Raw genomic sequence first — 24,634 nt, 5'->3', positions numbered from 1 at the left:
ATGTCATTTGGGCCGGCGCGATCAAAGGGAAGCATCCTCCACCACCGCCACCGTCACCCCATCTACCGCGGTTTTTGGCACGATCAGCCGCCCCCGTGGGCTGGCGATCAGCGCGCACGGTTCGCACACGCCGTCGACGCCGACGTTCCGCCGCACCCAGTCCGACGGCGCGCCGGTCCAGCCGCGGGCGGCGACGTCTGCGCGGGCGATGACGCGCAGCGGCAGCGCGTGACGGGCGCAGAAGGCCAGCAGGCCGGCTTCGTCGGCCTTCAGGTCTATCGTCGCCACTTCGCGCACATCGGACAGCGGCCGGCCGGCCAAGGCTTGCAGCACGGCTTGTGCTATGGCCTCGGCGCTCTTGCCGCGGCGGCAGCCGATGCCCAACGTCAGCGGCTTAATCGCCTCCGTCGCGGTGGTGATTGCCGGCACCGCGCCGGTCAGCCGCGCCGCTTCGTAAGCCAGCGCATTGGCGCCGCCTTCGTGGCCGGACAATAGCGGGATGGAGAAGCGGGCGGCTTCATCCATCACCACCACCGCCGGGTCGCTGTATTTGCTTTGCGGCAGGCCGTCCAGATAGCGGACGGCGATGCCGCTGGCCATCACCAGTATCCAATGGCTGTGCGCATGGAAGGCGGCTCGGAATTGCTCGCGGCCGCTGGCGTCGGGCTGCAGCCACGGCTGGTATAGCTGGGCGTCCAGCGCCGCCGCCAGCTTCCGGCCCAAGGGCAGCGCTTCGGCGCGCACCAGCCACACGGCGCGGCTCATGCCTGCTTTTCTTTCCGCAGGCTGGCCCGCTTGGTCTTGCGCTCGTCGCCGTCGCGGAAGATATGGGTGAAGCCGGCCGCGTACAGGCTGGATTCGACGCCGCCTTCGCGCGACAGCGCCTCGCCGACCAAGAGCAGCGTGGTCAGCAGCCAGTCCTTTTGCTTGACCTCGGTGAGCATCTTGCCCAGCGTGCTGCGGTGGACGGACTGGTCCGGCCAGCTGGCGCGGCGCACCAACGCCACCGGGGTAGTGGGCGGGTAGTGCAGCGCCAGGTCGGCGACGGTCTGCTTCAGCCGCTGACCGGACAGGAAGATGCACATCGTCGCGCGGTGGGCGGCGAAGCTGGCGATGGATTCCGTCTCCGGCACCGCGCTGGCGCGGCCGCTGGTGCGGGTCAGGATGATGGACTGCGATACCGCGGGCCGGGTCAGTTCGCTGCCCAATGCGGCGGCGGCGGCGGTGAACGAGGACACCCCGGGCACCACTTCGTAGGCGATGCCCAGCGCTTCCAGCCGGCGCATCTGCTCGTTGGTGGCGCCGTAGATCGCCGGGTCGCCGGAATGCAGCCGCGCCACGTCCTTGTCCTCGGCCTGGGCGCGGCGGTATAGCGCTTCCTGCTGGTCCAGATTCAGCTCGGCGGTGTCGTGGATTTCCGCGTCAGGGCGGCAGTGGCTGAGCATCTCGGCCGGCACCAGCGAGCCGGCGTACAGCACCATCGGGGCTGCGCCCAACAGGCGGCTGCCGCGCAGCGTGATCAGGTCGGCGGCGCCGGGGCCGGCGCCGATGAAATAGACTTTCATGAGTGGCGTCTTTCTCTGGCTGTCTTGCGGATCAGCATGGTGGCGAGGTAGCCGCTGGCGTCTGTGCTCAGTTGCGAGACATCGGCGCACAGCACTTCGCCGGGCAGGCCGATGCGGCGGGCGAAGGCGCACAGTTGGGCGATGCCCATCTGGTTCAATAGCGCCAGCACCTCCGGCAGCCGCTTGCCTATCTTCATCAGCACGATGAGGTCATGGCTGTCGATGTCGGCTCGCAGCGCTTCCATATCGTCCGGGCAGGGCAGGATCAGGATGCGTTCCTTGCCTTCGCCCAGCGGCCAGGACAGCGCCGACGCGGTGGCGGCGAAGCTGGTGACGCCGGGGAAGGTCTGGGTTTCCAGCGCCGGCAGCATTTCGCGCAGCGCCGCCAGCAGGTAGCCGTAAGTGGAGTAGGTCATTGAGTCGCCTATGGTCAGGTAAGCGACGTTCAGGCCGGTTTTCAATTCGGTTGCCAGTTGTTCGGCCAGCGCGCCGTAGTGGCGCGACAGCGCGCTGCGTTCCGGATTCATCTCGAATTCGATCTCGCGGAAGCGGCTTTCGTCCAGATCCAAGCCGGCCAGGCATTGGCGGGCGACGGAAGTGTCGCTGGAGCTGGCGCGCGGCAGGTAGACGACGTCGGCCTCGCGCAGCGTGGCCAGCGCCGCTACCGGGATCAAGCCGGCCGGGCCGGGGCCGACGCCTATGCCTATCAATCGTCCCAGCTTCATGCGGCTTCTCCCAGCGGGGTGCCGTCCATGCTGAACAGCCGCACCGCCACCTGCCGCACGCTGGGCACCTTGCTCGCCATCAGCGCGGCGGTACGGCGTTCTATTTCCATCCAGTAGCCGCGCGCGTCCGGCTGGCTGTTCATGATCTGCACTACATTCTCCACGGTATTCGCTTGTTTGATTTGCGCCACCAGCTCGGGCGGATAGCCCAGGTCGGCGGCGACGCCGGCGACGGCGTCCATCGCCATGCCGCTCTTGCCGGAGTGGGTGTCCCAAACGCCGTCCAGCAGTTTGGCGATCTTGCCCGGGTGGCCCAGCACCCACAGCGTGTCGAGAATGCGGCCCTGTTCGATCAGCACCGACTCGGCGAAGTCCAGCGAGTCGCCGACGAAGTTGGCGATCTGCACCACCTGTTTTTTCTCCAGCCCCAGTGTGTCGGCGGCGTAGCCGCGGCCTATCTTGCCGGGGGTGAAGGCGATGGCCGGCGGCAGCTCGCCCAGCGCCACCCGCACATAGACTTCGATCGACGCGATCCACGCCGCCTGCGACATCGGCTCGACGATGCCGCTGGTGCCCAGTATCGAGATGCCGCCGACGATGCCCAGCATCGGGTTGAAGGTGCGTTTGGCGATCTTGTCGCCGTCTACGCAGCCTATCGCCAGGTCGAAGCCCGGATCGGGCCGGCCGGCCAGTGCCTCTTCCACCGCCATCCGCATCATCCGCCTGGGCACCGGATTGATCGCCGGCTCGCCGGGCGGGATGCGCAGGCCGGGTTGGGTGACCATGCCGACGCCGGCCGCGGCCAGGAAGCGCAGCGCGCCGCTGTGGTTTAGCCTCACCTCGGCGAAGATCGTTGCGCCGTCGGTGTTGTCGGGGTCGTCGCCGGCGTACTTCAGCACCTCGGCTCGGACGGTGTCCGCGTCCAGCCAGGCCACGCTTTGCACCGGCACCGCCAGGTAAAAGTCCGGATCCGGCAGGCTGATGAAGACCTCGTCGGCGTCCACGCCGTCCAGCAGCATCAGCAGCGCCGCCTTGGCGGCGGCGGTGGCGCAGCTGCCGGTGGTGCGGCCGCGGCGCATGCCGTTGGGGGCGGGGGCGGCGAGGTCGTAAGGCTGGCGCACCGGGTTCAGACTTCCTGCTGTTGCTGCTGATGGACGTGTTCGATCGCGTCTATCATCAGCGCGTTGACCACGGTGGCCGCCCATGGCGAGCCGCCGCGGGTGCCGCGGTTGGTGATGCGCGGCACTTGCAGCAGCGCGCGCAGCTCTTCCTTGCATTCGCGGGTGCCGACGAAACCCACCGGCAGGCCCACCACCAGTTGCGGCCGCCAGCCGTGATCGCGCACCAGCCGCACCACTTCGCGGATGGCGGTCGGCGCGTCGCCTATCGCCACCACGCAGTCGTTGCCGAACTTCTGCCAGGCGCGGCGGATGCCGGCGGCGGAGCGGGTGATGCCGCTGGCCTCGGCCAGCAGCCGGGTTTCCTCGTCGTGCACGCCGCACCAGGTTTCCACTTCCAGCTGGCGCAGCACTTCGCGCTTCAGACCGGTTTCCACCATGGTGACGTCGGTGACCACGCGGCGGCAGCGCAGCAGCGCGCGCATGCCGGTTTCGCAGGCGCCGGCCGAGAAGAACAGGTCGTCCACGCTGTTGAAGTCGCCGGTGGTGTGCACCAGCCGCATCAGCGCGGTGCGCTGCTCGGCGGGGAAGGCCGACCAGTCGCGGCCTTCGTCGATGATGCGCATGCTTTCCGCTTCGATAGGATGCGGGGTGTAGCGTTTCCAGGCCGGCGGCTGATTGGCGGCAGGCTCGCGCTCCAGCAGGCCGCGCACCTTGCCGTGGTGGCCGCGCTGCGGCTCGCCCACTTGCTGTTCGAAACCGACGATCTGCACCCGGTATTTGCACAGCGCGCAGTTCATCGCGGCGCGGCCTTCCACGCCTTCCTGCGCGCGCTCCAGGAATACCTCGGCCACTTGCGGGTCCGGGCCGAGATAACCGGCGCTGAGCACCTCGATTTCCGGATAACGCGCCGCCAGGTCCGCCGTCGCGCCGTAGATGCGCTTGACCAGCACGCCGTCGAACAGGAAGTAGGGCAGCACCACGATGCGGCGGTAGCCCAGCAGCGCGGCGGCGCGCAGGCCGTCGGCCACCAGCGGCTTGGCGGTGCCGGAATAGCAAGTGAAAGACGCGGCGAAGCCCAGTCCTTCTTCCAGCATCCGCGCAAGCTTGGAGATTTCGGAATTGGCGTCCGGATCCGTGGTGCCGCGGCCCACCACCACCAGACAGGCGTCATTGCGCGACACGGTCTGCGGCGACGCGGCCTCGGCCTCGACGATGCGCTGGCGGCACAGCGCCAGCAGCCGCGGATGCAGGTCCAGCGCCGCGCCGAAGTGGAAAGTCACGCCGGGATGCGCCTGCTGCAGCGCCAACAGCTCGCTGGGCATGTCGTTCTTGGCGTGGGTGGCGGCCAACAGCACGCCAGGCACCATCACCACGGTTTTGGCGCCGGCGGCGATCACTTGGTCCACCGCCTCGTCTATCGTCGGGCGGGCGAACTCCAGAAAACCATGGGCCACCGGGCGCTCGCCGGCGCGCGCCTTCAGCGCGTCCACCAGCTGCATGAATTCGTTCACCCCGTCCGGATCGCGGCTGCCGTGGCCGGCCAGCACGATGGCGTAGTCTGATTGGCTCATTTGTGGGTCGGCTCGATCTGGCTGTCCATCGGCGCGAGCGTGCGGATCAGCATGATGCTCATGTCGGAGAAGCGCTGCTCGGCGCACTCGGCCAGCGTGCCGCGCCATTCCGCCTCGTTGCGGGTCAGGTTTTCCCACACCTCCACCGGCTGGCCGGCCGGAATGCCGTTTTCCAGCAAATAGGCGGCGATATGCCAGGGCATGAAGGAGCGCGCCTCGTCCCAGGGGCAGGGAATCACGATGGCGTTGCGGCCGTCCTGCAGCACGTGCACCAGGTGGCGCTTGAACGGGGTCAGGTCGCCGCGGCGGTGGAAGGTGATGAAGCTGGTCTCGTCGAAGCACACCTTGCCGCGCGAGGCCAGGATCTGCGCCGACGAGATGCCCGGTATCGTCTCCACCGGGTGGCCGCAGGCGCGCTCCACCCGTTCCAGGTACTGGAAGCCGCTGAAGTGGATGTCGCCCATGAACACCACCACGCACTTCTTGCCGGCATGGTGGCGCTCGGCGACGATGTCCAGCTGGGCCACCTGGTCGCGGTAGCCCATCTGGATCACTTCGGCGCTGCCCGGGATCAGCGGGCGCACCACGTCCACCACCGCGTTGAAGCCGGCCACCACGTCGGCCTCGCGTATCAGTTGGGCCGAGCGCTGCGGCAGGTAGCCGATGTCGCCGGGGCCGGCGCCTATGCAGATGATCATGTGTATTCCTTCATCCTGAAAAGGGCAGAAATAGCCACGGAAATACACGGAAGAATGGCCTGTGATCGCATTGAGCGAACGAGGCGTGTCATTGCATTGCTTCCGTGCTTTTCTGTGTGTTTCCGTGGCTCAAAAAGGTTTTGAGGCTTGTGCTCGCATCCGGCCGGCTACAGGACGCCAGCGCCACCGTGGGTCCGATGACGATCAGCGCCGGGCTGTGGATGCCGGCCGCGCTCATGTCTTGTTCCAGCGCGTCCAGCGTGCTCAGCACCTGGCGCTGCTGCGGCAGCGTGCCGTTTTCTATCGCCGCCGCCGGAGTGTCGGGTTTCAGGCCGTGGCGCAGCAGTTCGGCACGGATCAAGGGCAGCCGTTTGACGCCCATATAGATCACCAGCGTCATGCCGCTTTGCGCCAGCGCCTGCCAGTTGGGCTCGTCGCCGTCCTGCTGCGGGTGACCGGAGACGAAGGTGACGCCGTGGACGAAGCTGCGGTGGGTCAATGGAATGCCCAGCGTGGCCGGCACCGCCAGGCCGGCGCTGAGGCCGTTGACGATCTCCACCTCGACGCCGGTGGCGCGCAGCGTCAGCATTTCCTCGCCGCCGCGGCCAAAGACGAAGGGGTCGCCGCCCTTGATCCGCGCGACGATGCGGCCGGCGCGGGCTTCGTCAACCATGCGCTGCTCGATGGCCGCTTGCGACGCCGACGGGCAGCCGCCGCGCTTGCCCACCGGCACGATTTCAGCATCCGGCCGCAGCATGGTGCGGATATCCGGATGCACCAGATCGTCCGCCAGCGCCACATCGGCCAGCTTCAGGCAGCGCGCGGCCTTCAGCGTCAGCATGTCTAGGTCGCCGGGGCCGGCGCCTATCAGATAAACCTTGCCCGTCATCTCAGCGGCCCAGTCTTTGTCGAATCGTCAATGTCAGCTGCTCGCCGCTGAGGGCGTCGCAAGCCAGGTATTCGGCGCCCAGCGCCTCGGCCAGCTCGCGGGCGCGGCCCAGGCGGACGAAGTCCTGCTCGGTGTCCAGCACCAGCGCCGGCGCGCCGGCCAGTTGGCCGGCCAGGTCCAGCGCCTGCCGCCACGGGTCGCCGTCTCCGTCCAGCGCCACATTGGCGCGGCCGTCGCTCAGGACAACCAGCAGCGGCGCCGGGCCGCCCAGCTGGCGGGACAGCGTGTCGGCCGCCAATGCCAGCGCGTGGGCCAGCGGAGTGCGGCCGCCAGTGGGCAGCTCGCGCAGCGCCCGCTCGGCCTGTTCGACGCGGTTGCACGGCGGCAGCAGCAGTTCTGCCTTTTGGCCGCGGAAGGCGATCAGCGCCACCTGGTCGCGGCGGCGGTAGGCGTCTTCCAGCAGGCTCAGCACCGTGCCCTTGACCTGTTCCATCCGCTGGCGCGCCGCCATCGATCCCGACGCGTCCACCACCAGCAGGATCAGATTGCCCTGCTTGGCGACGCGGACCTTGTCATGCAGGTCGGCGCGGGTGACCGTGAAGTTGTTGGGATCGCGCAGCAGCGCGTGGCGCAGCGTGGCGTCCACCGCCAGCTGGGCCGGCTGCGGATTGGCCTCGGCGCGCACATAGTGGCCGCGCTGGCGGCTGGCGCCGTCGCTGCGGCGGCCGGCGGCGTCGCCGGAGGAGGGCGCCTGCACGCGGATGCGGGCGATGTCGCCGGCCGGCGCGGCGGCGAAAATCTGTTCCGAACCATGGCCGCTAGGCCTCGGCCCCTGCTCGCTGTCGGCCTCCGGCTGCGGCTGATCGGCGTCGCCCTGGTCCTGCGTTGGCGGAGGCGGGCTGGATGCCTGCTGCGTCATCTGTTCCAGCTTGTCCTGGTCCAGCCCGCTCTGTTCGAACGGCTTGCTGCGGCGGCGATGCGGCAGCACCAGCCGGGCGGCGTCGCGGACATCCTCGGCGGTGGCGTCGGCGCGGCCATCCAGCGCCGCCAGCGCGCGGGCGGCCTTGTTCAGCACGATGTCGGCGCGCAGGCTGCTGACTTCGAATTCGCAGCACAGCTCGCTGACGAAGTGAAATAGCTGATCGCTAAGCCGGGTTTGCGGCAGCAAGGCGCGCGCGGCGGCGATATTGGCGCGCAGCGCCTCGCTGTCGCTTTGCCACTGGGCGGCGAAGCCGGCCGGGTCGGCTTCGAAGGCCAGGCGGCGACGCACCACCTCGGCGCGTAGGCGAGGCTCGCGCGGCGCGGCCACGTCCACCATCAGGCCGAAGCGGTCCAGCAACTGCGGCCGCAAATCGCCTTCTTCCTGGTTCATGGTGCCCAGTAGCGTCACCCGCGCCGGGTGGCTGACCGCCAGGCCCTCGCGCTCCACGGTGTTGACGCCCATCGCGGCGGCGTCCAGCAGCACGTCCACCAGGTGGTCGGCCAAGAGGTTGACTTCGTCGATGTAGAGCATGCCGCGGTGGGCTGCTGCCAGCAGGCCTGGCTTGAACGCTTGCTTGCCGCCTTGCAGCGCTTTTTCGAAGTCCAGGCTGCCCAGCACCCGGTCCTCGGTGGCGCCCAGCGGCAGGTTGATGAAGGGCACCGGGCCGTCATGCAGCGCGCGCGCGTCGCCGGAGCACACCGGGCATAGCGATAATGGATGGTCCGGCTCGCAGTTGTAGCCGCAGCGGGCGGCGCGGCGGATGGGCGGCAGCACAGCGGCCAGGCCGCGCGCGGCGGTGCTCTTGGCGCTGCCCTTGTCGCCGCGCACCAGCACGCCGCCGACGGTGGGGTCCACCGCGCAGATCAGCAGCGCCTGCTTCAGTTGCTCTTGGCCGACGATGGCGGCGAAGGGGTAGATCGGCGTCATTCTAAAAACCTCATTTGCCACGGACGCACACGGAAATACACGGACGGAGGCGACGCAGAGGGAGGCGGTGGCTTTTTCCGCTGTTCATTTCCGTGCGTTCCGTGTGTTTCCGTGGCTCATTGTGTTTTTGGGTATCAAGGCTTGTTTTCTCCGCGCGCTTCCAGCAGCGCTTCGCTATCCAGGTGCAGCTGGCGCAAGGCGGCCAGCGTCTCCGGGTCCGGCTCCGCCCACAGCTGGCGCTGCGCGGCTTCCAGCAGGCGGTCGGTGATGGCGTTCAAGGCCCACGGGTTGCTGTCGGCGAAGAACTGCTGCATCGCCGGGTCCAGCGCGTAGCTTTGCGCCAGCTGCTCGTAGACCCAGTCGTCCACCACCTGGGCGGTGGCGTCGTAGCCGAACAGATAATCGACAGTGGCGGTCAGCTCCAGCGCGCCCTTGTAGCCGTGCTTCTGGATGCCGGCTATCCACTTCGGGTTGGCCACCCGTGAACGGAACACGCGCAGCACTTCCTCCTTCAGCCCGCGCACCGCAGGCAGCTCCGGATTGTGGCTGTCGCCGAAGAAGGCGCGCGGCTGGCGACCGCTGAGGCTGCGTATCGTCGCGATCATCCCGCCGTGGTATTGCAGGTAGTCGTCGCTGTCGAAGATGTCGTGTTCGCGGTTGTCCTGGTTGTGCAGGGCGACTTCCACACCGGCCAGCCGATGGCGCAGCGCGTCGCGGGCGTCGGCGCCGTTGGCCGCGCGGCCGTAGGCGTAGCCGCCCCAGTTGACGTAGGCGGTGGCGAAGTCGGCGTCGTTCTGCCAGTTCTGCTCGTTGATCAGCGGCAGGATGCCGGCGCCGTAGCTGCCTGGTTTCGCCCCGAATACGCGGTACAGCGATTGCGCGTCGGCGTCGGGCAATTTGCCCAGCAGTTCGTTCTTCAGGTCGGCCAGATAGTGCTTGCGAAGGAAGTTCTGCTCCACCGGCTCATCCAGCCGCGCCACGGTGTGCACCGCCTCGTCGATCAGCGAAATCAGGTGCGGGAAGGCGTCGCGGAAGAAGCCGCTGATGCGCACGGTGACGTCGATGCGCGGCCGGCCCAGCTCGGCCAAGGGGATCACTTCCAGGCCCTGCACGCGGCGGCTTTCCTGCTGCCAGCGCGGCTTGACGCCGAGCAGGGACAGGATTTCGGCGATGTCGTCGCCGTGGGTGCGCATCGCACTGGTGCCCCACACGCTGATGGCCACCGACTCCGGATACTGGCCGGTTTCCTTCAGATGGCGGGCAAGCATTTCGCGGGCCAGGCCGTCGCCTATGCGCCAGGCGGCGTTGGACGGCAGGCTGCGCGGGTCCACCGAATAGAAATTGCGGCCGGTGGGCAGGGTGTGGGCCATGCCGCGCGTGGGCGCGCCGCTGGGGCCGGCCGGCACGTAGCCGCCCTCCAGGCCGCGCAAGAGATTGTCTATCTCCTCGGCGGTGCGGGCCAGCTTGGAGCACAGCTCGGCGCAGATGAAGCTCAGCACCTGTTCCAGTTCCGCACAAGGCTCGACGCCGGGCAGAACGGCGGCGACGGCGGCCGGCACCGCGGCCGCGTCGTAGCCGCGCGCGGCCAGCTCGGCGATCAGCGCGCGCGACAGCTTCAGCACCGCGTCGTGCGCATCGGCGCGGGTGACCAGCGCTTGGCCGGCCAAGGCCTGCAAGGCGGCGGGCGTCTCAGCGAGGCGCTTGCCCTGGTCTTGCTGCCATACCGGCCAATCGCCGCCGCAGGCCGCCGCCACGCTGGCGGGCAGGCCGGGGATGCCGAGGTTGGGCAGACGGGTCAGCGCCAGCTGCATGTCGATCAGCGCTTCGCCCTGCGGCGCGTTGCCCAGCACGTGCAAGCCATCGCGGATCTGCGCCGCGCCCAGCTCGCACAGATAGCCGTCGATATCCTCGATCAGGTGGGCGACGTCCACGCCGTCCATCTTGGCCAGGCTCAAGGGCACGCCGTCTTCGTTCAGCGTGTCGTCCCAGTCATGGTCATGGTCGTGGTGATCGTGGCTGTGGACGTGATGATCATGATCGTGGTGGTGATGGCACCCATGATCGTGGGCGTGCGCGGCCTTGGCCGGGCGGTATTTCGTCGCGGCGGCAGGTTTTACAACCATCGCCGGCTTGGCGGCCTGCGGCCGGTACTTGCCGTGGACAGCGGCGGGCGCGTGCAGGTGGCCGCTATGCGGGTGGGCATGATCGTGGCCGTGATGGTGGTCATGGTCGTGGTCGTGCTTGAGCATCGCCGCCAGGTCGGTGTCGAGCTTGGCTTCCTTGATCAGGTCCCAGATCTGTTGCTGCAGCAGCGGCAGCTTGTTCGGGTCCAAGAGCTCCACCTGGTAGTACTCGTCCACCAGCTGGGTCAGCTGCGCCAGCGGGCCATAGCTGTCGGCGGTGGTCATCGCCGGCGTCAGGTGGTCGATGATCACCGCGTGGCCGCGGCGTTTGGCCTGCGAGCCTTCGCCCGGATCGTTGACGATGAAGGGGTAGAACAGCGGCATGTCGCCCAAGAGCGCGTCCGGGAAGCAGTTCTGCGACAGGCCCACGCCCTTGCCCGGCAGCCATTCCAGCGTGCCGTGCTTGCCGACGTGGACGATGGCGTCGGCCTGCCAGTCGTCGCGCAGCCAGCGGTACAGCGCGTAGTAGTGGTGGGTGGGCGGCAGGTCCGGCGTGTGGTAGATGGCGTCCGGGTCCATGCCGTAGCCGCGCGGCGGCTGTAGCGCGACGAAGACATTGCCGTAGTCCAGGCCGGAGAACACCAGTTCGTCGCCGTCGACGTAGGCGCCGCCCGGCGGCTGGCCCCAGCGTTGCAGCATCTTGCCGCGCAGCGCCTCTGGCAGCTCGTCGAACCATGCCTGGTAGCGCTGGGCGGGCACGCGGGCGGCGGCGTTTTTCATCTGCTCGGCGCTCAGGTAGTCCTGGTCGTAAGCGCCGCGGTCTATCAACTCGTGCATCAGCGCGTCGCTGTCCGGCGGCAGCGCGGCCATCCGGTAGCCGCGGCCCTGCATGCCGCGCAGCATAGCGTATAGAGACGCGGGGGAGTCCAGCCCCACCGCGTTGCCTATCTGCGAGGCCTTGCTGTTGGAGTTGGTGAAGATGAAGGCGATGCGCTTGTCGGCATTTTCCACATGGCGCAGCCGCGCCAGCCGCGCGGCGATGCCGGCCAGGCGGCGGGCGCGGTCCGGCAGCGGCGCGTATTGCTCGGCTTGTCCTGCTTCCGCCGGCTGCTTGAAGCTCAGCGGCACGCCGATGATGCGGCCGTCGAATTCCGGCAGCGCCACGTTCATCGCGGTGTCCAGCGGATTGAAGCCGCGGTCGGACGCTTCCCACTGTTCGCGGGTCATGCTGCTGGTGATGGCCTGCAGCACCGGCAGGTCGAGCTGGTCCGACGCTTCCACCGCCCAGCCAGGCTGGGTGGGGCCGTCGTTATTGATGTCGCCCATCGCGAATGAGGTGGTGTTGATCAGCAGCGAAACATTCGCGCGCGGATCGGCCAATAGCGCCAGCGCCGCCGGCAGGCCATTTTTTTCTATCGTGCGCAGAGACGAGGTGAACACCGGCAGCGCGTTGACGCCGCGCTCGGCCAGGCAGTCCACCAGCAGGTCGATGAAGCGGGTGTTGCCGGACAGCCAGTGGGCGCGGTAGAAGCACAGGCCCACGCTAGGCCAGTCCGGATTGCGGATTTCAAGCCAATCGTCGAGCGAGCAGGGCGCGGCCAGCTCCGGGTGGTAAATGCCGTGCTCGGGCAGCGGCTGCGGGCTCTGGTAGCCGAAGCCGGTCAGCAGCAGCCTGTCGGCCAGGCAGCGCATCAACTCGCCCAGGTTGGAGCTGCCGCCGGCCTGCAGATAGGCGTGGACGTCTTGCTGCAACGATACCGGCGCGCTACACAAGGCTTGCAACTCCGGGTCCGGCTCGCCGGTGCCGCTGACCACGATGACCGCGGTCTGTAGCCGCCGGGCGTGAGCCAGCAACAGGTCCAGGCCGGGTATCGCGTCGGCGCGGCCCAGCACGCGCAGCACGATGGCGCGGGCGTTGGCAAGCTGGCCGTCCAGCAGTACCCGCATCGCGGCTTCGTCGGCGATGCCTTGCAGCGAGATACCGGCGACGGCGGGAAAATCGTCCGGCCAGCGCGCGCGCAACAGCGCGGCGAGGTCGGTGCCGGCGTGGCTCAACAGTGCGATTTCGGCGCTCATGGCTGCGCCTCCGTTTCGATGTCGCCAATGCCGGTTTTATGGAACACCAATTCCTCAACCGGGACGCCGCCCTTCAGATGCTGCCAGACGATGCGTTCGATGTCGGTTTCGTTTACCTTGCGGTACCAGACGCCGTCCGGGTATACCACCATCACCGGACCTTGCTTGCATACCGCGAAGCAGTGGCTGCGGGTGCGCTTGGCGCGCAGGCCCTCGCAGGCGTCTATGCTGCGCCCCAGGTGCAGGAACATCGCTTCCGAGCCTTGACCGTCCGGCGTGCAACGCGGGCCGGTGCACATCAGCACGTGTTTATCGTGGGTTCTCATCGCGCCTCCGGCGTCAATTGGTCGAAGCGCTTCCATTTATAAATGGCGGCGGAGGCAAGCCAAGTCAGCAGGAACACGCCGATGACGAAGTAGCCGAAGTGAGCCAGATCGTCGTTGAGCGCTGAGATCAGGTCCCAGAAGCCGCCGCTGAGTTGCAGCTTGTCCGCCAGCAGGCCCAGTCCTTCCAGCCCGCCAATGCCGACGGCGACGAGGACGGAGACAAAGGTGATGGTCAGGTTGTACCAGAGCTTGCGCACCGGATTGACGAAGGCCCAGCCGTAGACTTCCACCATCATCATGCTGTCCAGCGTGTCCACCAGCGCCATGCCGGCCGCGAACAGCGCCGGAAAAACCATGATGTGCCACAGCGCCACGCCGTTGGTGCTTTGCGAGGTGGCGATGGCGAACAGGCCGATCTCGGTGGCGGTGTCGAAACCCAGGCCGAACAAAAAGCCGATGGGCAACATATGCCAGCTCTTGGTCACCATGCGAAACAGCGGCTTGAGCAGGCGCGCGATCAGGCCGCGGTTGTTCAGCAGCAGATTCAGCTGCTCGTCGCAGATGGCTTCGCCGGCGCGGGCGCGGCGGAAGACGCCCCATACCGCGCGCAAGGAGGACAGATTGATCAGTGCCAGCGTCAGCAGAAAGAAGGCCGACACGCTGGTGCCGATGACGCCGCCTATCTCCTTGAAGCCGGCGACGCGGCTTTGCAGCGCGCTGGCGGCGAATACGATCAGGGCGACGGCGATGACGACCACCGCCGAGTGCCCCAGGGAAAAGAACAGGCCCACCGCGGATGGCCGGCGGCCTTCCTGCATCAGCTTGCGCACGGTGTTGTCGATGGCGGCGATGTGATCGGCGTCCACCGCGTGGCGCAGGCCGAACAGATAGGCGAGCAGGGCGGTGGCGAGTTGGGCCGGATGATCGGCGAAGGCGGCGAACGCCCAGGCCCAGGCCAGCAGATTGGCCAGGATCAGCCCGGCGAGTATCGGCGCGTGCTGCGCCAGACGACGGCCGGTGGACGGCGCGGTGGATAAATGCATGGTGCCCTCGGAGACGATTTCCGTCGCGCAAACGAGGGCACAGACCGCCGGATTTTCATGAGTGGCGCATGTGCGTATCCCCCGGTACACCCCGCCCGGTTTCTGCTTGCGTCGACACGTATGACGGCCGGTCTCCTGGCTCGCGCGTCGTGGTCCGGCGCCGCCTTCCCGGCCCGTTTAGGGGCCAGTGGCGTCAGGCGTGGACTCTGCGCTTACAGTTGCGGGGGCAGCCGCGGTCTTGCACCGCGTTCCCGTTTCACCCTCTGAGAACCTGTTTACGTACTGCCGCGCGTCTTGGCTGGCAAGGTCGTACACAAATTTTTGGGGCACCGTCATGATGGGGTCGGATGATACGTGACAAAAACCAGGCTGTGAACAGCTGGCGTTTTGATTTTAATTACAATCGCCGCCAGTTTGCCAAGGCCTGATCCAGCCGCGCCCAGTCCTGTTCGCTTTTCGGCAAGCCGAAGCGCAGGCTGGGCATGGACTCGAAGTAACGGCTCAAGATGCCGCATCCCGCCAGATAGCGGTGCAAGGACAGGCTGGCATCGCCGGGCACCCACTGGAAAAGATCGCAGCCACCGGCCGGGGCGAGTTCGTGCCGCTCCAGGCAGTTTCGTAGCCGCGCGCTATCGCGTAGCAGCTTGCTTCTCATGGACTGCTGCCACGCCGTATCGCGCAGCGCCTGCGTCACCGCTTCGCGCGCCGGACCTGCCATGGACCAGGGGCCCAACTCCTCGGCCAAGGCCTGCCGCAACGCAGGCTGGGCAAACACGAAACCGGCGCGGGCGCCGGCCAGGCCGAAGAATTTGCCGACCGAGCGCAGCACGATCAAGCCCGGCTTGCCGATATGAGGCAGCATGCTGTCCTGCGGCGACGCATCCAGGAATGCTTCGTCGACCAGCAGCCAGCCGCCGCGCTCCGCCAGCCTTTGCCGCCAGTCCTCCAGTAAATCCGGCTCGAAACGATCTCCGGTGGGGTTGTTGGGGTTGCAGATTTGAACCACGTCCAGCCGATCGATGTTGGCGGCGAGCGCGTCCGGCGTGAACCGTTCCACGCGGTGCCCGCGCCTTTGCCACTGATAAGGATGCTCGGCGTAGCACAAGGTCAACATGCCGACGCGGCAGGGCGCTCGCAGCCGCGGCAGCACCTGGATGGCGGGCTGGGAGCCCGCCACCGGCAGCAGTTGCTCGCAACCGTAATATTCCGCCGCCGCCGCTTCCAGCCCATCATGGTCCTGCGGCAGCCGCAGCCAGGCGTCGGCGGACAGCGGCGGCACTGGCCAACCATTGGGGTTGACGCCGGTGGACAGGTCCAGCCAATCCCCATGCGGAATACCGTATTCAGCGGCCGCGCGCAGCAGGCCACCTCCGTGTTCAAGCATGCATTACTCCAATCAAAACAGCCCACAATATGGAAAGACCGGCCCACAGCCATGCGCCGCGGCTGACCAAGCGCACCGCGCGGCCGATGTCCTGATGCGTGGGCGCGGGGCCGCAGCCCAAGGGCGGCCGCTCCTTCCACTGGCCATGGTAGCGCGCGCCGCCGCCAAGGGAGACGCCCAGCGCGCCGGCGCCAGCCGCCATCACCGGGCCGGCGTTGGGGCTGTACCAAGTGGGCGCCTGCGTTCTCCAGCAGCGCCAACCGTTTGCCGCGCGCCCCAGCAGCAGATAGGTGAGAGCGGTCAGCCGCGCCGGGATGTAGTTCAAAACATCGTCAAGGCGGGCGGCGGCCCAGCCAAAATGCAAATAGCGCGCGTTCTTGTAGCCCCACATCGCATCCAGCGTGTTGGACAGCCGGTACAACACCACCCCGGGCGCGCCCAGCAACAGAAACCAGAACAGCGCGGCAAAAACGGCGTCGCAGCCATTTTCCAGCACCGATTCAATAGCGGCACGGGCAACCCCGGCCTCATCCAGCTCGCTTGTGTCGCGGCTGACGATCCAGCCCACCCGTTCGCGGGCCAAAGCGAGATTGCCGTTGTCCAGGGCCTGTCTGACCACCTCCGCGTGCAGAGCCAAGCTCTTGGCGCCAATCGCCAGGTAGAGCAGGGCGATGGGCGCGATGACGTCCAGCAACGGCAGCCGGGCCAGCAGCCAGGCCGCCAGCGTCAGCGGCAGAAGCAGCAGCGAAACGGACAGGGCGCCGCGCATACGCATGCGCCACTTGGGCTCGGCAGCGGGCGAGGAGGGGTAGCCAAGGCGCTCAACGGCTCGGGTCAGCCGACCGAAGCCGACCAGTGGATGCCAGCGCCGTGGCTCCCCCAACAGGCGATCCAGCAATAGCGCTAGCGGTAGAAACAATGCGGAACTCAACGCACAACCTTATATAATGGCCGACCGCCGCTTGGAGGTATCCAATGCGTAAATTTTTAGGGTTTGGGCTGGCCGGAATGAATCAAGCCGCCATTCTAAGCCTTGTTCGCCATCTATGTGCAGGGGGAGCGCCATGGCCAAGACCATCATGATTCAGGGTGCCACGTCAGATGCCGGCAAGAGCGCGCTGGCCACCGGTTTGTGTCGACTGTTGGCGCGCCGAGGCGTGCGGGTGGCGCCGTTCAAGCCTCAGAACATGGCGCTGAACAGCGCGGTGACGGTGGACGGCGGAGAGATCGGCCGCTCCCAGGCAGTGCAGGCGCAAGCCTGCGGGGTGGAGCCGCACAGCGACATGAACCCGGTGTTGTTGAAGCCCAATAGCCATACCGGTTCGCAAGTCATCATCCAAGGACGGGCGATAGGGAATATGGAGGCTCGCGGCTATCACGGCTACAAGCCGGTGGCGATGAAGGCGGTGTTGGAATCGCACGCCAGGCTGGCGGAGCAATACCAGTGCATCATCGCCGAGGGCGCCGGCAGCCCGGCGGAGATCAATCTGCGCGACGGCGATATCGCTAATATGGGGTTTGCCGAGGCGGTGGACTGCCCGGTGATTCTGGTGGCCGACATCGAGCGCGGCGGCGTGTTCGCCCACCTGGCCGGCACCCTGGCGCTACTGTCGGAATCCGAGCGCGCCAGGGTGATCGGCCTAGTGATCAACCGCTTCCGCGGCGATCCCAGCCTGCTCAAGAGCGGCATCGATTGGCTGGAACAGCATACTGGCAAGCCAGTGCTGGGCGTGCTGCCGTATTTACACGACTTGCATCTGGAGGCCGAGGACAGCATGGGCCTGGACAAGCCCGACGGTTCAACTGCCACCGGCGACAAGCTGCGCGTAATCGCCCCGGCCGCACCGCGCGTCAGCAATCACACCGATTTCGATCCGCTGCGCCTGCATCCGCAAGTGGAATTCACCCTAGTGCGGGCAGGCCAAACCATCCCGCCGGCCGACCTGATCGTGCTGCCCGGCAGCAAGAGCGTGCTGGCCGACTTGGCCTGGCTGCGCGCGCAGGGCTGGGAGGAAACGATACGCCGCTACCTGCGCTACGGAGGCAAGGTGCTAGGCATCTGCGGCGGCCTGCAAATGCTGGGCCGCAAACTGCACGATCCAGATGGCCTGGAGGGCGAACCGGGCAGCGGCAACGGCTTGGGCTTGCTGGACATGGAAACCACACTGGCGGCGGAAAAGCGGCTGACGCGGATGCGCGGCCGGCTGAGCTTGGACAATGCCGAGGCCACCGGCTATGAAATCCATATGGGCGTCAGCGCCGGGCCGGCACTGGAGCGGCCTGCCTTGTACTTCAACGGCGGCGGCACTGACGGCGCACGCTCTGAAGACGATCAGATCCTGGCCACCTATCTGCACGGCGTGTTCGACGAACCCGCCGCTTGCCAGGCCATCCTGCACTGGGCCGGATTGCAAGAACCCGTGGCGCTCGATTATCCGGCGCTGCGCGAAGCGAATATCGACAAACTCGCGGACATGCTGGAACAACATTTGGACCTGGCGCCGATCCTCAGCGGCTTGTTCGCGGGAGAGTGAACAAGCCGCAAGCCAGGCAGAGTGCGTTAGACACAGGGCGCAGTCTTACCCTACGACGGTTTAATCCATTTGTTCGCATAATGTATATTATGTCAAATCTTGGAAACATACGGCGTAGGGTCCGCAGCCTGCTCCATTGGTTCAATACCCTGACCTTTTGTACAGGTTAATAAAACGCAACACTTTCCATCGTTGGAGGTTCGAGCAACAACTATCCGCAGCAAAATGAAACGCAAGCTACCTTGGTGTGAGTTCCCGTGCAGCCCTGATGACTTGATCAGGGCTGTTTGTTTTCGTGACGTAACGGAAATTGCCGCAGAGATCGGCGTAGACGTTGACGAGGTCGGCCGCTGGCGATCCGGACACAAGCCGGTCCCGAAGCTTGCCTATCTCTATCTAGCTCACAAAGCATCAACCGTACTAGGCAAGCAATTCGGCCCGTTCTGGGGCTGGAAGCTGGCCAACGATGGCCAGGCGCTAATCTGCCCGGCCACGGGTGAACGCATCAACTACGAAGAAGTTGCACTAATGCGAGACTATCGCCGGGCCAAGCGCCTTGCAGTACAGCAAGCGGAGCTGATCGAACGGCTCATGATCGAGCGGGACTTCTACCGTGAGAACTGCCACCGGCAGGCCAAGTTCGGCGCGATGCTGAACCGAATTATCGGCCCCGACGACAGCTGCTAACAGGCAATTCCATCAGCATTCCCATTCTCATTCTTGAGAAAAAAGACGCGCTCTGTCAGAGAGACCCAAAAGCCAGCTCTGGCGCGCCTTGCAGCGCCGTTTCGATGCTGCCGCCCTCCTACCGGTTTTCTCAAAATGAGAAAAAAGACGGGTATTACCAGTCACCCGTCTAGGCCGCTACGCGGCCCGAAGGCGGCGCGACGCCAACATGCTGCAACGCCCTACTACGCTCGGCCAAGGCCGAGCTAGTCCCCGTTCCGCCCATTGCCGGCACAAAACGCCGGCATGGGGCCCCCACGGGCGCGCGAGCGCGGGGCTGACCATAGGTGATCGCTCTACACGGTTTTTACTGTCTGCAAAAGAGCCGGGGCGTGGCCTCTCTCTATTTTCGTTACGGTGACGAATAAGATGGGTTTGCAGGCAGGGTTTATTCGTCTAGCATCGCCGTTACCGTAACGTGATGAGAAAAAGCATGACAACAATCGTCATCATCTTCATCGTGATGGCTATCGTAGCTGGAGCGATGAGTGGAGCGAAGAAAAGCAAAGCACCCAAGCGCTCATTCAACAATGCAACAAGCCCCAGGAAGTTCGGGTCAGCAAGGTTCAAACTCAAAGGGAAAACTCTGCTCACACAGCGTGAGCAAGAGTGCTTTAACCGCCTGACAAAAAGTCTTTCCCCCGACTTCCTCGTTTTTCCTCAAGTAGCCTTTAGCCAGATTATCGACACTGAAGGAGGGAGCAAATTCGACAACGAAGGGCTACGCAGAACAATGAGTCAGAAAGTAGCTGACTTCGTGATCTGCAAGCCAGACCTCACAATGATCGCGATCATAGAGCTTGATGACAGGTCCCACATTGGGAAAGAAGAGAAAGACAGACAAAGAGATTCGATCATTAGGCAAATAGGACTCATGCCACTTCGGATCCCAAGAACACCCCCACAGCGAACACTAGATGAGTACGCTAGCGTACTTAAAAGAATGCACCCTAGGGAAGAAAAAGTACTAGAGCGTGCTTAATAAATTCTGGGAGGTGGTTAAAAAAAAGCCCAGGGCAGTACCTGGGCTTTTTTACGCTTGGGATTTTTATTACGGCTACGAATTTTATTCAGAATTAGCCCCGCATTTCATAATTGAGTATCTTAATAATGACTCCAAGAATCGAAAAACACATCACGAACCAACAAAATGCAATTGCATACCAAGGCATGATCAAATCTCCTTTATTAAAAAACAAAGGCCGAATGCAGAGAAGATGAACGCTAAGCAAAAGACTAAAGTGTAGTACCAAGGCATCGCATTAACCCCCTAATAAGAGATGAAGAAAAAGTGCAGCCCAGCAACAAACAATAATAACGAGAAGGACTGTCAATGACATATTTAGCCCTTTGTGTTTTTACGCTCTTGAGAAGAAATCAAAACAGGAGGCGGCGAAGCTGAACGTAAAACAGGAGCTTCCTGATACGGATTAAACCGACCCCCCTCAACAATCTCGCGGCACGCCTCAACTGAAATCGTGACACGTGTGCCCTGCTCTGAATAACACTGACAACGCGACTTTGTAGCAATGCACGCAGCAGGCCAGGGGAAGCTTTTTACCTGCCGCAAACCATCGTAAGCCGGCGCGGACTCAGGGTGATCATAAACGGTAGGGATAAACGCATCAGAGCGATAAGAAGACCCTACTTGCACCGGAGGAGCCACCGCAGCCGCTGGCGTAGACTGCGCGCCCTGGCCTCCAGGTCCGTGTGTCGCGCCAGCCGGCGCGCCCCCCTGCCCTGTCGGCATGGGCGCGGGTGAGGATTCCGCGACAGGCTGAGGCTTGCTTGCAAAGTACCGGTTATAAAAACGAGGGCCAAAGTAGGCAATCAAAATAATAGGCACTAGAAGCCACAAGACGGGCCAAGGAAATGCAAATGTCTGCTTTGTATGAACCTCAGAACTTTTATATTTGGAAAAAGCTTTTTTCTTGAGAACAAATGGCTTTGTAATGCCGGAATTAATGTCAGCGCTGCTTTGAGGGTTATGGATAGATGGCCATTCAACAATCTTTCTAAGTCCCAGCTTGGTTTTGAGAATATGGAGATGGCGACCAGCAAGAACTTTAATATTAGAATCAAGTAAGGATGGGCCTTGCGTCATCAATATGAAATCGATACCGCCATGTCTATGGGTTTCCAAAGCTGCCACATGATCGGGAACTTTAGTGCCATTCCCGCGCGCACGATAAACACGTTGAGCCTCATCTACAATAACAACCGCATTGGGCGGAAACGTGAAATAAGGCAACATCAGCGTTTCATCTTCATCAGAAACGCGCATTTCCGTCCACTCTTTAACTGGAGGGCATGGAATATGCTCCAGTAGCAAGTCATTAATGCCCATTGTGAATATGGGGCGATTTTGCAAATGGGGATCATCCATAATCATAGAAACCACAAGACTAGTTTTACCCATGCCAGGACCGCCGGTTATAACCGTAATCATTTGTTCATCATCCCAATTTTGGAAACCACAGTCATAGAAATAACAAAAGACACAGCACCCAATATCAAGCCAAGACCAATATCTATGCCCGCAAGACCCAATATCGCAGAAGTTTCCGGAGGTAACGAGCTAATCGAAGAAACCGTATATGTGACAAGCTTATCGAACGCAAGCTGTATCGACGCATATGTAATAATCCCTAGCCCGAGTGAAAGGAAAATCTTTTGGAGTAATGGCTTTACCATTGCCATTAAAAAGGCGGCTAGCGTTTTCATGACTTAACCCCGAAAGAAATAATCAGGACCGAAACAATGGAAGCCGCCAGAATAATGATGGGCTTAATTTTCTCAGCAAAATTACACATTTGCGTCCAGTCCGAATAATAAACATTGCCTCCAGCACGGTAGGCGCGAGGAGCTGGGCAAGAATGGGAGAAGCTCAATGAAAACACTTTAAAATCTGAACCTTGTTGCTGTGACGGCATTTCGCCCTCTGGGATGTCGCCGTATTCGGAACAAGAGATACGATTAGGATTCGTTTGACAAGGGTCTTTGCTTTCAGGATCAGGCTTAGGATCGGGCTTAGTGGGGTCAGGATTCGGATTTGGAGATGATGCAGGAACGCGAGTTACTCCAACAGAAACTGCGCCAGTCGCATCGGGCGTCAAAGTAAACCGTGTTTTTGAAGCGCCATCCGGATGGGCGTAAGGCTCAGAATCAACTGAAAGCGGAGCATCAAGCGTTGGTGTACTGCTCTCATAAGGCAAACTCTTTAATTGCTGCAAGAAATCAACCGTACCTTGTTGATTGCTATTTACGAGCTCATAACCAGCATCCGCAACCTCAGCGTCATTAACTTTAACCTTGCCCTCTGGGCTATAGGAATCAGCAAGCGGGCCAAAACGATATTCAGGGCCATCTTTGCAAGCGCAATAAAGATAGGGAGCTTTACCGCCTTCCGGAGTGGCACCAATGGCAATATGTACACCAGTATATCCGGAGTAACCTTGCGCACGGCAATAGCCATTTGGGTCAAAGCTTAAATCAGCCATAGCCTTTGTCACATCTGGATCAGTTTTCTTAGCCCAATACTGGGCATCGCTCATCCACTCCCAGCCCTTGCCGATAAGATAGTCCGTAGCAAATGAAGCTGCCGCTTGGTATAAGCCGCCACGCATAATAGAAACGATATTACCAATAGCGACAGCGCGATTAACTCTAATAAGGTCTTTGACAGTGGCATTGGCCGCGTGGCCTTCCATGTCTTTTAAAACCACACCAACACTACGCGTCATTTTCAAGTACGGATCATTAGCCGGCGTGGTAACAATTGTAGAGCCTGCGGGAACGCGATAGCCCGGAGCAGGTTTTAATCTGCCATTTTCATAAATATACCCATCATCGACCGGAGTAACGACGCCGGCAAATGAATAAAGCGAAACGAAAGATATAGCTGCGCCAATAATAAAAAACAGGAGGTTCCGAATATGTCTCATTTGAAAAGCACCCAAGCCAAGCAAAGCGGAATAAAGAAACCTAGCAAGAAGTAAAAATCAATGACCATTAGAAAAACCTCCTAATCTGACGGCCTGACCAAGCAATCAGCATTACGCCAAACAAAAGCCAGCCCAATTCAGCGCCATCATTAAATTGCTCGCTTGGAGAACAAGTTGGAAATTTAAGGGAAACAGCTTGAGTTGAAATTGCGGTATTGTTCGCGTCATACGTGACAAGGCTCCAAGAGCCATCCGCGCCCTTTTCGTATTGCTTTACATATGACTCGAACAAAAAAGGCTGCGAATTGGATAGCACCAAATCCGCAGCCTTGTTCGAGTCGGCAACACACTGCCAGCCGACTTGAAAGCCCATGGTTAGCGGCCCTTGAACATGCCCTTGATGATCATCAGCCCGAAAATGGCAACGACAACGCCGATGACCAAGCCGCCGGCTTCGGTTGCATCGCCTTTAGCGCCCTCAACAGAGGTCTTGACGTCAGCCGGCAGCGCGGCGTAAGCAGTTGCGCAAGTGCCCAGCAGGAAAGAGCCAGCCAAGGCGGCACGAGCAGCGAACTTTTGAGCAACAACGCGATATTTCATGTAAATCTCCTGTGGCCACTACAAGAACCAGATGCAGCGCGTAGCCAGACGCTGCAACCAGATATTTTCGTTACTGTGACGAATATTGCTGAAAGCCTTGAGGCCTGGCGCGAGGGACTTCATAGTCCTTCGCGGCCTGGAGCAAGTGGGCGAGCCTGTCGGGGTCTTCAATGCGGCCGTTGGCAACCAACGGGAGCGGGATTTCCTCGTTTGCAGCTATAGCCGCGGCGCGATCTGCGCGTTCAGCCTCTACAAGCGCCAGATCGGCTTCAAGGCGTGTGCGCTCGACAAACAAGCGTTCCTGGTGCTGCCAGTACCAGTCAGGGCAAGTGGCCGGCGCGACTTCAACGACCTTGATTACTTGATTGATCTTGTCGAACTTGGCCAGCGGTTCGCTGATGTCGATGCCGTAATCACGCAAGGCTTTTGCGTGACGGTAGAACGTGGCCTGGCTGACCAACTGGCGAACGTCCTCGCCGCGCAAGTAGCAGGCCGCAGTCATGCGTATTTTTGAGGGCAAGCCCTCGATGTCCAGGCGGGTGATGTCTTGGCGAACGCGGGACAGGAGGGGCCGGACTTCGGCGTCAAAGAGTTGGACGATGTTATCCATCGTGATATCTCCCAGGAACCGAAGACCTTTGTCGCGCAGCAAGAGGCGTCCTGCCTCCATTTCCAGCCGCACAATGCCTTGTTCCCGTGCAAATTGATAAACAGGGTCACACTTAATTTGAGATGTAGAGCGCCCATGCTTGTGACCGGGGGCGAGCATTTCGAGATACTTGATGTAGGCCTTCAACATTTTGCGACCGCCCTTGCTGCCCCAGGCGCACGACTCAGGGCTAGCGCGGTTACGTTTGACGTTGCTGATGGACTGGGTAGAGAGCCAGCGCATAAAGGCTTCGGCATCCTTCGGACTGCCGGTTTGATAGTTGCGCGTGATATGGAGGCCGGAGACGGTGGCGCCGCTCCACTGAACGAGGTTGACGCCGTGTTCCAGGTCATACGCTGACGGATTTGCGTTTACCACCTGCTCACCAGCGGTGAAAGGAGGCAAACGGAAACGCGACAGGATTTCATTGCACTTCGCAATTGTCTGTTCGAAGTCCAGGTTGAACAGGTTGTCGGGCCGATCCAGGCGGCCCACGTTGCCGGACAAGGTGATGCGGAAACCGTCGCATTTGACGATAACCAGGCTATCGAAAGAGCCGCGCAGGAACAGCTTTGAAGACTGTCCCCACTCCGGGTTATCAATCAGATCACCGGTTTCCATGTCCCTGCCCCACTTACCGACCACGCCCGAATCCACAAGCGGCAATCTCGGTTCGACTACCCCAGTTTCGGGGTTAAGTCGACCCGGATGCACTTGCGAGATCGAGATGTAGTCGATGAAAGCGGACATA

Annotated in this window: 22 protein-coding genes and 1 riboswitch; of the genes, 3 read left to right on the top strand and 19 right to left on the bottom strand. The window is 62.8% G+C overall.

Annotation, left to right across the window (positions count from 1 at the left end):
* Positions 1–21: 21 nt before the first annotated feature.
* The 13 genes from GYH29_RS11295 to cbiB all read right to left on the bottom strand — a co-directional run bounded on the left by GYH29_RS11295 (position 22) and on the right by cbiB (position 16,361).
* Entirely contained in the window at positions 22–765 is a 744-nt protein-coding gene (locus GYH29_RS11295; protein WP_161523783.1) for a cobalamin biosynthesis protein, read from the bottom strand.
* Positions 762–1,565 carry a precorrin-4 C(11)-methyltransferase gene (cobM, locus tag GYH29_RS11290; protein WP_019100226.1) on the bottom strand — a complete coding sequence of 268 codons (804 nt, stop codon included), beginning with the start codon at positions 1,563–1,565 and terminating at the stop codon, positions 762–764. Before cobM ends, GYH29_RS11295 begins: the two co-directional genes overlap by 4 nt.
* Positions 1,562–2,290, bottom strand: a complete 729-nt coding sequence (gene cobI / locus GYH29_RS11285; RefSeq protein ID WP_161523782.1) for a precorrin-2 C(20)-methyltransferase — start codon at positions 2,288–2,290, stop codon at positions 1,562–1,564. The genes cobM and cobI overlap by 4 nt, the downstream gene beginning before the upstream one ends.
* Positions 2,287–3,411, bottom strand: a complete 1,125-nt coding sequence (gene cbiD, locus GYH29_RS11280; protein ID WP_232060578.1) for a cobalt-precorrin-5B (C(1))-methyltransferase CbiD — start codon at positions 3,409–3,411, stop codon at positions 2,287–2,289. The genes cobI and cbiD overlap by 4 nt, the downstream gene beginning before the upstream one ends.
* 5 nt (positions 3,412–3,416) lie before the next feature.
* Positions 3,417–4,982, bottom strand: a complete 1,566-nt coding sequence (locus GYH29_RS11275; RefSeq protein ID WP_161523781.1) for a precorrin-8X methylmutase — start codon at positions 4,980–4,982, stop codon at positions 3,417–3,419.
* Entirely contained in the window at positions 4,979–5,728 is a 750-nt protein-coding gene (locus GYH29_RS11270; RefSeq protein ID WP_269473808.1) for a cobalt-precorrin-7 (C(5))-methyltransferase, read from the bottom strand. Before GYH29_RS11270 ends, GYH29_RS11275 begins: the two co-directional genes overlap by 4 nt.
* Before the next feature lie 40 nt (positions 5,729–5,768).
* Positions 5,769–6,569 (bottom strand): uroporphyrinogen-III C-methyltransferase, encoded by an 801-nt coding sequence (cobA, locus tag GYH29_RS11265; RefSeq protein WP_232060577.1) that lies wholly within the window; start codon positions 6,567–6,569, stop codon positions 5,769–5,771.
* Between the two features lies 1 nt (position 6,570).
* Positions 6,571–8,478: a putative cobaltochelatase gene (locus GYH29_RS11260; protein WP_161523779.1), complete on the bottom strand. Its 1,908-nt coding sequence runs from the start codon at positions 8,476–8,478 to the stop codon at positions 6,571–6,573.
* 134 nt (positions 8,479–8,612) lie between these two features.
* Positions 8,613–12,677 (bottom strand): cobaltochelatase subunit CobN, encoded by a 4,065-nt coding sequence (locus tag GYH29_RS11255; protein WP_161523778.1) that lies wholly within the window; start codon positions 12,675–12,677, stop codon positions 8,613–8,615.
* On the bottom strand, positions 12,674–13,003 hold the full coding sequence (locus tag GYH29_RS11250; protein ID WP_043593179.1) for a (2Fe-2S) ferredoxin domain-containing protein: 330 nt from the start codon (positions 13,001–13,003) through the stop codon (positions 12,674–12,676). Before GYH29_RS11250 ends, GYH29_RS11255 begins: the two co-directional genes overlap by 4 nt.
* The gene (locus GYH29_RS11245; RefSeq protein WP_161523777.1) at positions 13,000–14,046 is read right to left on the bottom strand and encodes a HoxN/HupN/NixA family nickel/cobalt transporter; all 1,047 of its coding nucleotides are present in this window, start codon (positions 14,044–14,046) and stop codon (positions 13,000–13,002) included. Before GYH29_RS11245 ends, GYH29_RS11250 begins: the two co-directional genes overlap by 4 nt.
* A 108-nt stretch (positions 14,047–14,154) precedes the next feature.
* A riboswitch (cobalamin riboswitch) is annotated at positions 14,155–14,336 on the bottom strand.
* Positions 14,337–14,443: 107 nt separating this feature from the next.
* Positions 14,444–15,430, bottom strand: coding sequence for a threonine-phosphate decarboxylase CobD (cobD, locus tag GYH29_RS11240; RefSeq protein ID WP_019100217.1), 987 nt, complete (start codon positions 15,428–15,430; stop codon positions 14,444–14,446).
* Positions 15,423–16,361, bottom strand: a complete 939-nt coding sequence (cbiB, locus tag GYH29_RS11235) for an adenosylcobinamide-phosphate synthase CbiB (protein ID WP_039753491.1) — start codon at positions 16,359–16,361, stop codon at positions 15,423–15,425. The genes cobD and cbiB overlap by 8 nt, the downstream gene beginning before the upstream one ends.
* 133 nt (positions 16,362–16,494) lie before the next feature.
* On the opposite strand from cbiB, the gene GYH29_RS11230 reads away from it, so the two are divergent.
* From GYH29_RS11230 to GYH29_RS11220, 3 genes are all read left to right on the top strand, one after another.
* Positions 16,495–17,964: a cobyric acid synthase gene (locus GYH29_RS11230; RefSeq protein WP_161523776.1), complete on the top strand. Its 1,470-nt coding sequence runs from the start codon at positions 16,495–16,497 to the stop codon at positions 17,962–17,964.
* A 225-nt stretch (positions 17,965–18,189) separates the two neighbouring features.
* A complete protein-coding gene (locus GYH29_RS11225) occupies positions 18,190–18,651 on the top strand; it encodes a hypothetical protein (RefSeq protein WP_161523775.1) in 462 nt (153 codons plus the stop codon).
* 472 nt (positions 18,652–19,123) lie between these two features.
* The gene (locus GYH29_RS11220; protein WP_161523774.1) at positions 19,124–19,672 is read left to right on the top strand and encodes a DUF2726 domain-containing protein; all 549 of its coding nucleotides are present in this window, start codon (positions 19,124–19,126) and stop codon (positions 19,670–19,672) included.
* Between the two features lie 360 nt (positions 19,673–20,032).
* Here GYH29_RS11220 and GYH29_RS11215 read toward each other — a convergent pair whose 3' ends face one another.
* The 6 genes from GYH29_RS11215 to GYH29_RS11190 form a co-directional block, all read right to left on the bottom strand.
* Positions 20,033–21,139, bottom strand: a complete 1,107-nt coding sequence (locus GYH29_RS11215) for a zonular occludens toxin domain-containing protein (protein ID WP_161523773.1) — start codon at positions 21,137–21,139, stop codon at positions 20,033–20,035.
* Positions 21,136–21,414, bottom strand: coding sequence for a DUF2523 domain-containing protein (locus GYH29_RS11210; RefSeq protein WP_161523772.1), 279 nt, complete (start codon positions 21,412–21,414; stop codon positions 21,136–21,138). The genes GYH29_RS11215 and GYH29_RS11210 overlap by 4 nt, the downstream gene beginning before the upstream one ends.
* The gene (locus tag GYH29_RS11205) at positions 21,411–22,634 is read right to left on the bottom strand and encodes a virulence factor TspB C-terminal domain-related protein (protein WP_161523771.1); all 1,224 of its coding nucleotides are present in this window, start codon (positions 22,632–22,634) and stop codon (positions 21,411–21,413) included. The genes GYH29_RS11210 and GYH29_RS11205 overlap by 4 nt, the downstream gene beginning before the upstream one ends.
* 67 nt (positions 22,635–22,701) lie before the next feature.
* Complete coding sequence (locus GYH29_RS11200) at positions 22,702–23,007, bottom strand: hypothetical protein (protein ID WP_161523770.1); 306 nt, start codon at positions 23,005–23,007, stop codon at positions 22,702–22,704.
* Between the two features lie 2 nt (positions 23,008–23,009).
* Positions 23,010–23,234: a major capsid protein gene (locus tag GYH29_RS11195; protein ID WP_161523769.1), complete on the bottom strand. Its 225-nt coding sequence runs from the start codon at positions 23,232–23,234 to the stop codon at positions 23,010–23,012.
* 70 nt (positions 23,235–23,304) lie between these two features.
* Positions 23,305–24,633: a phage/plasmid replication protein, II/X family gene (locus GYH29_RS11190; protein ID WP_161523768.1), complete on the bottom strand. Its 1,329-nt coding sequence runs from the start codon at positions 24,631–24,633 to the stop codon at positions 23,305–23,307.
* Between the last annotated feature and the right edge of the window lies 1 nt (position 24,634).

The organism is Chromobacterium haemolyticum, from assembly GCF_009936155.1.
GTDB lineage: Bacteria > Pseudomonadota > Gammaproteobacteria > Burkholderiales > Chromobacteriaceae > Chromobacterium > Chromobacterium haemolyticum.
This window is presented reverse-complemented; position numbering and strand designations above follow the sequence as displayed.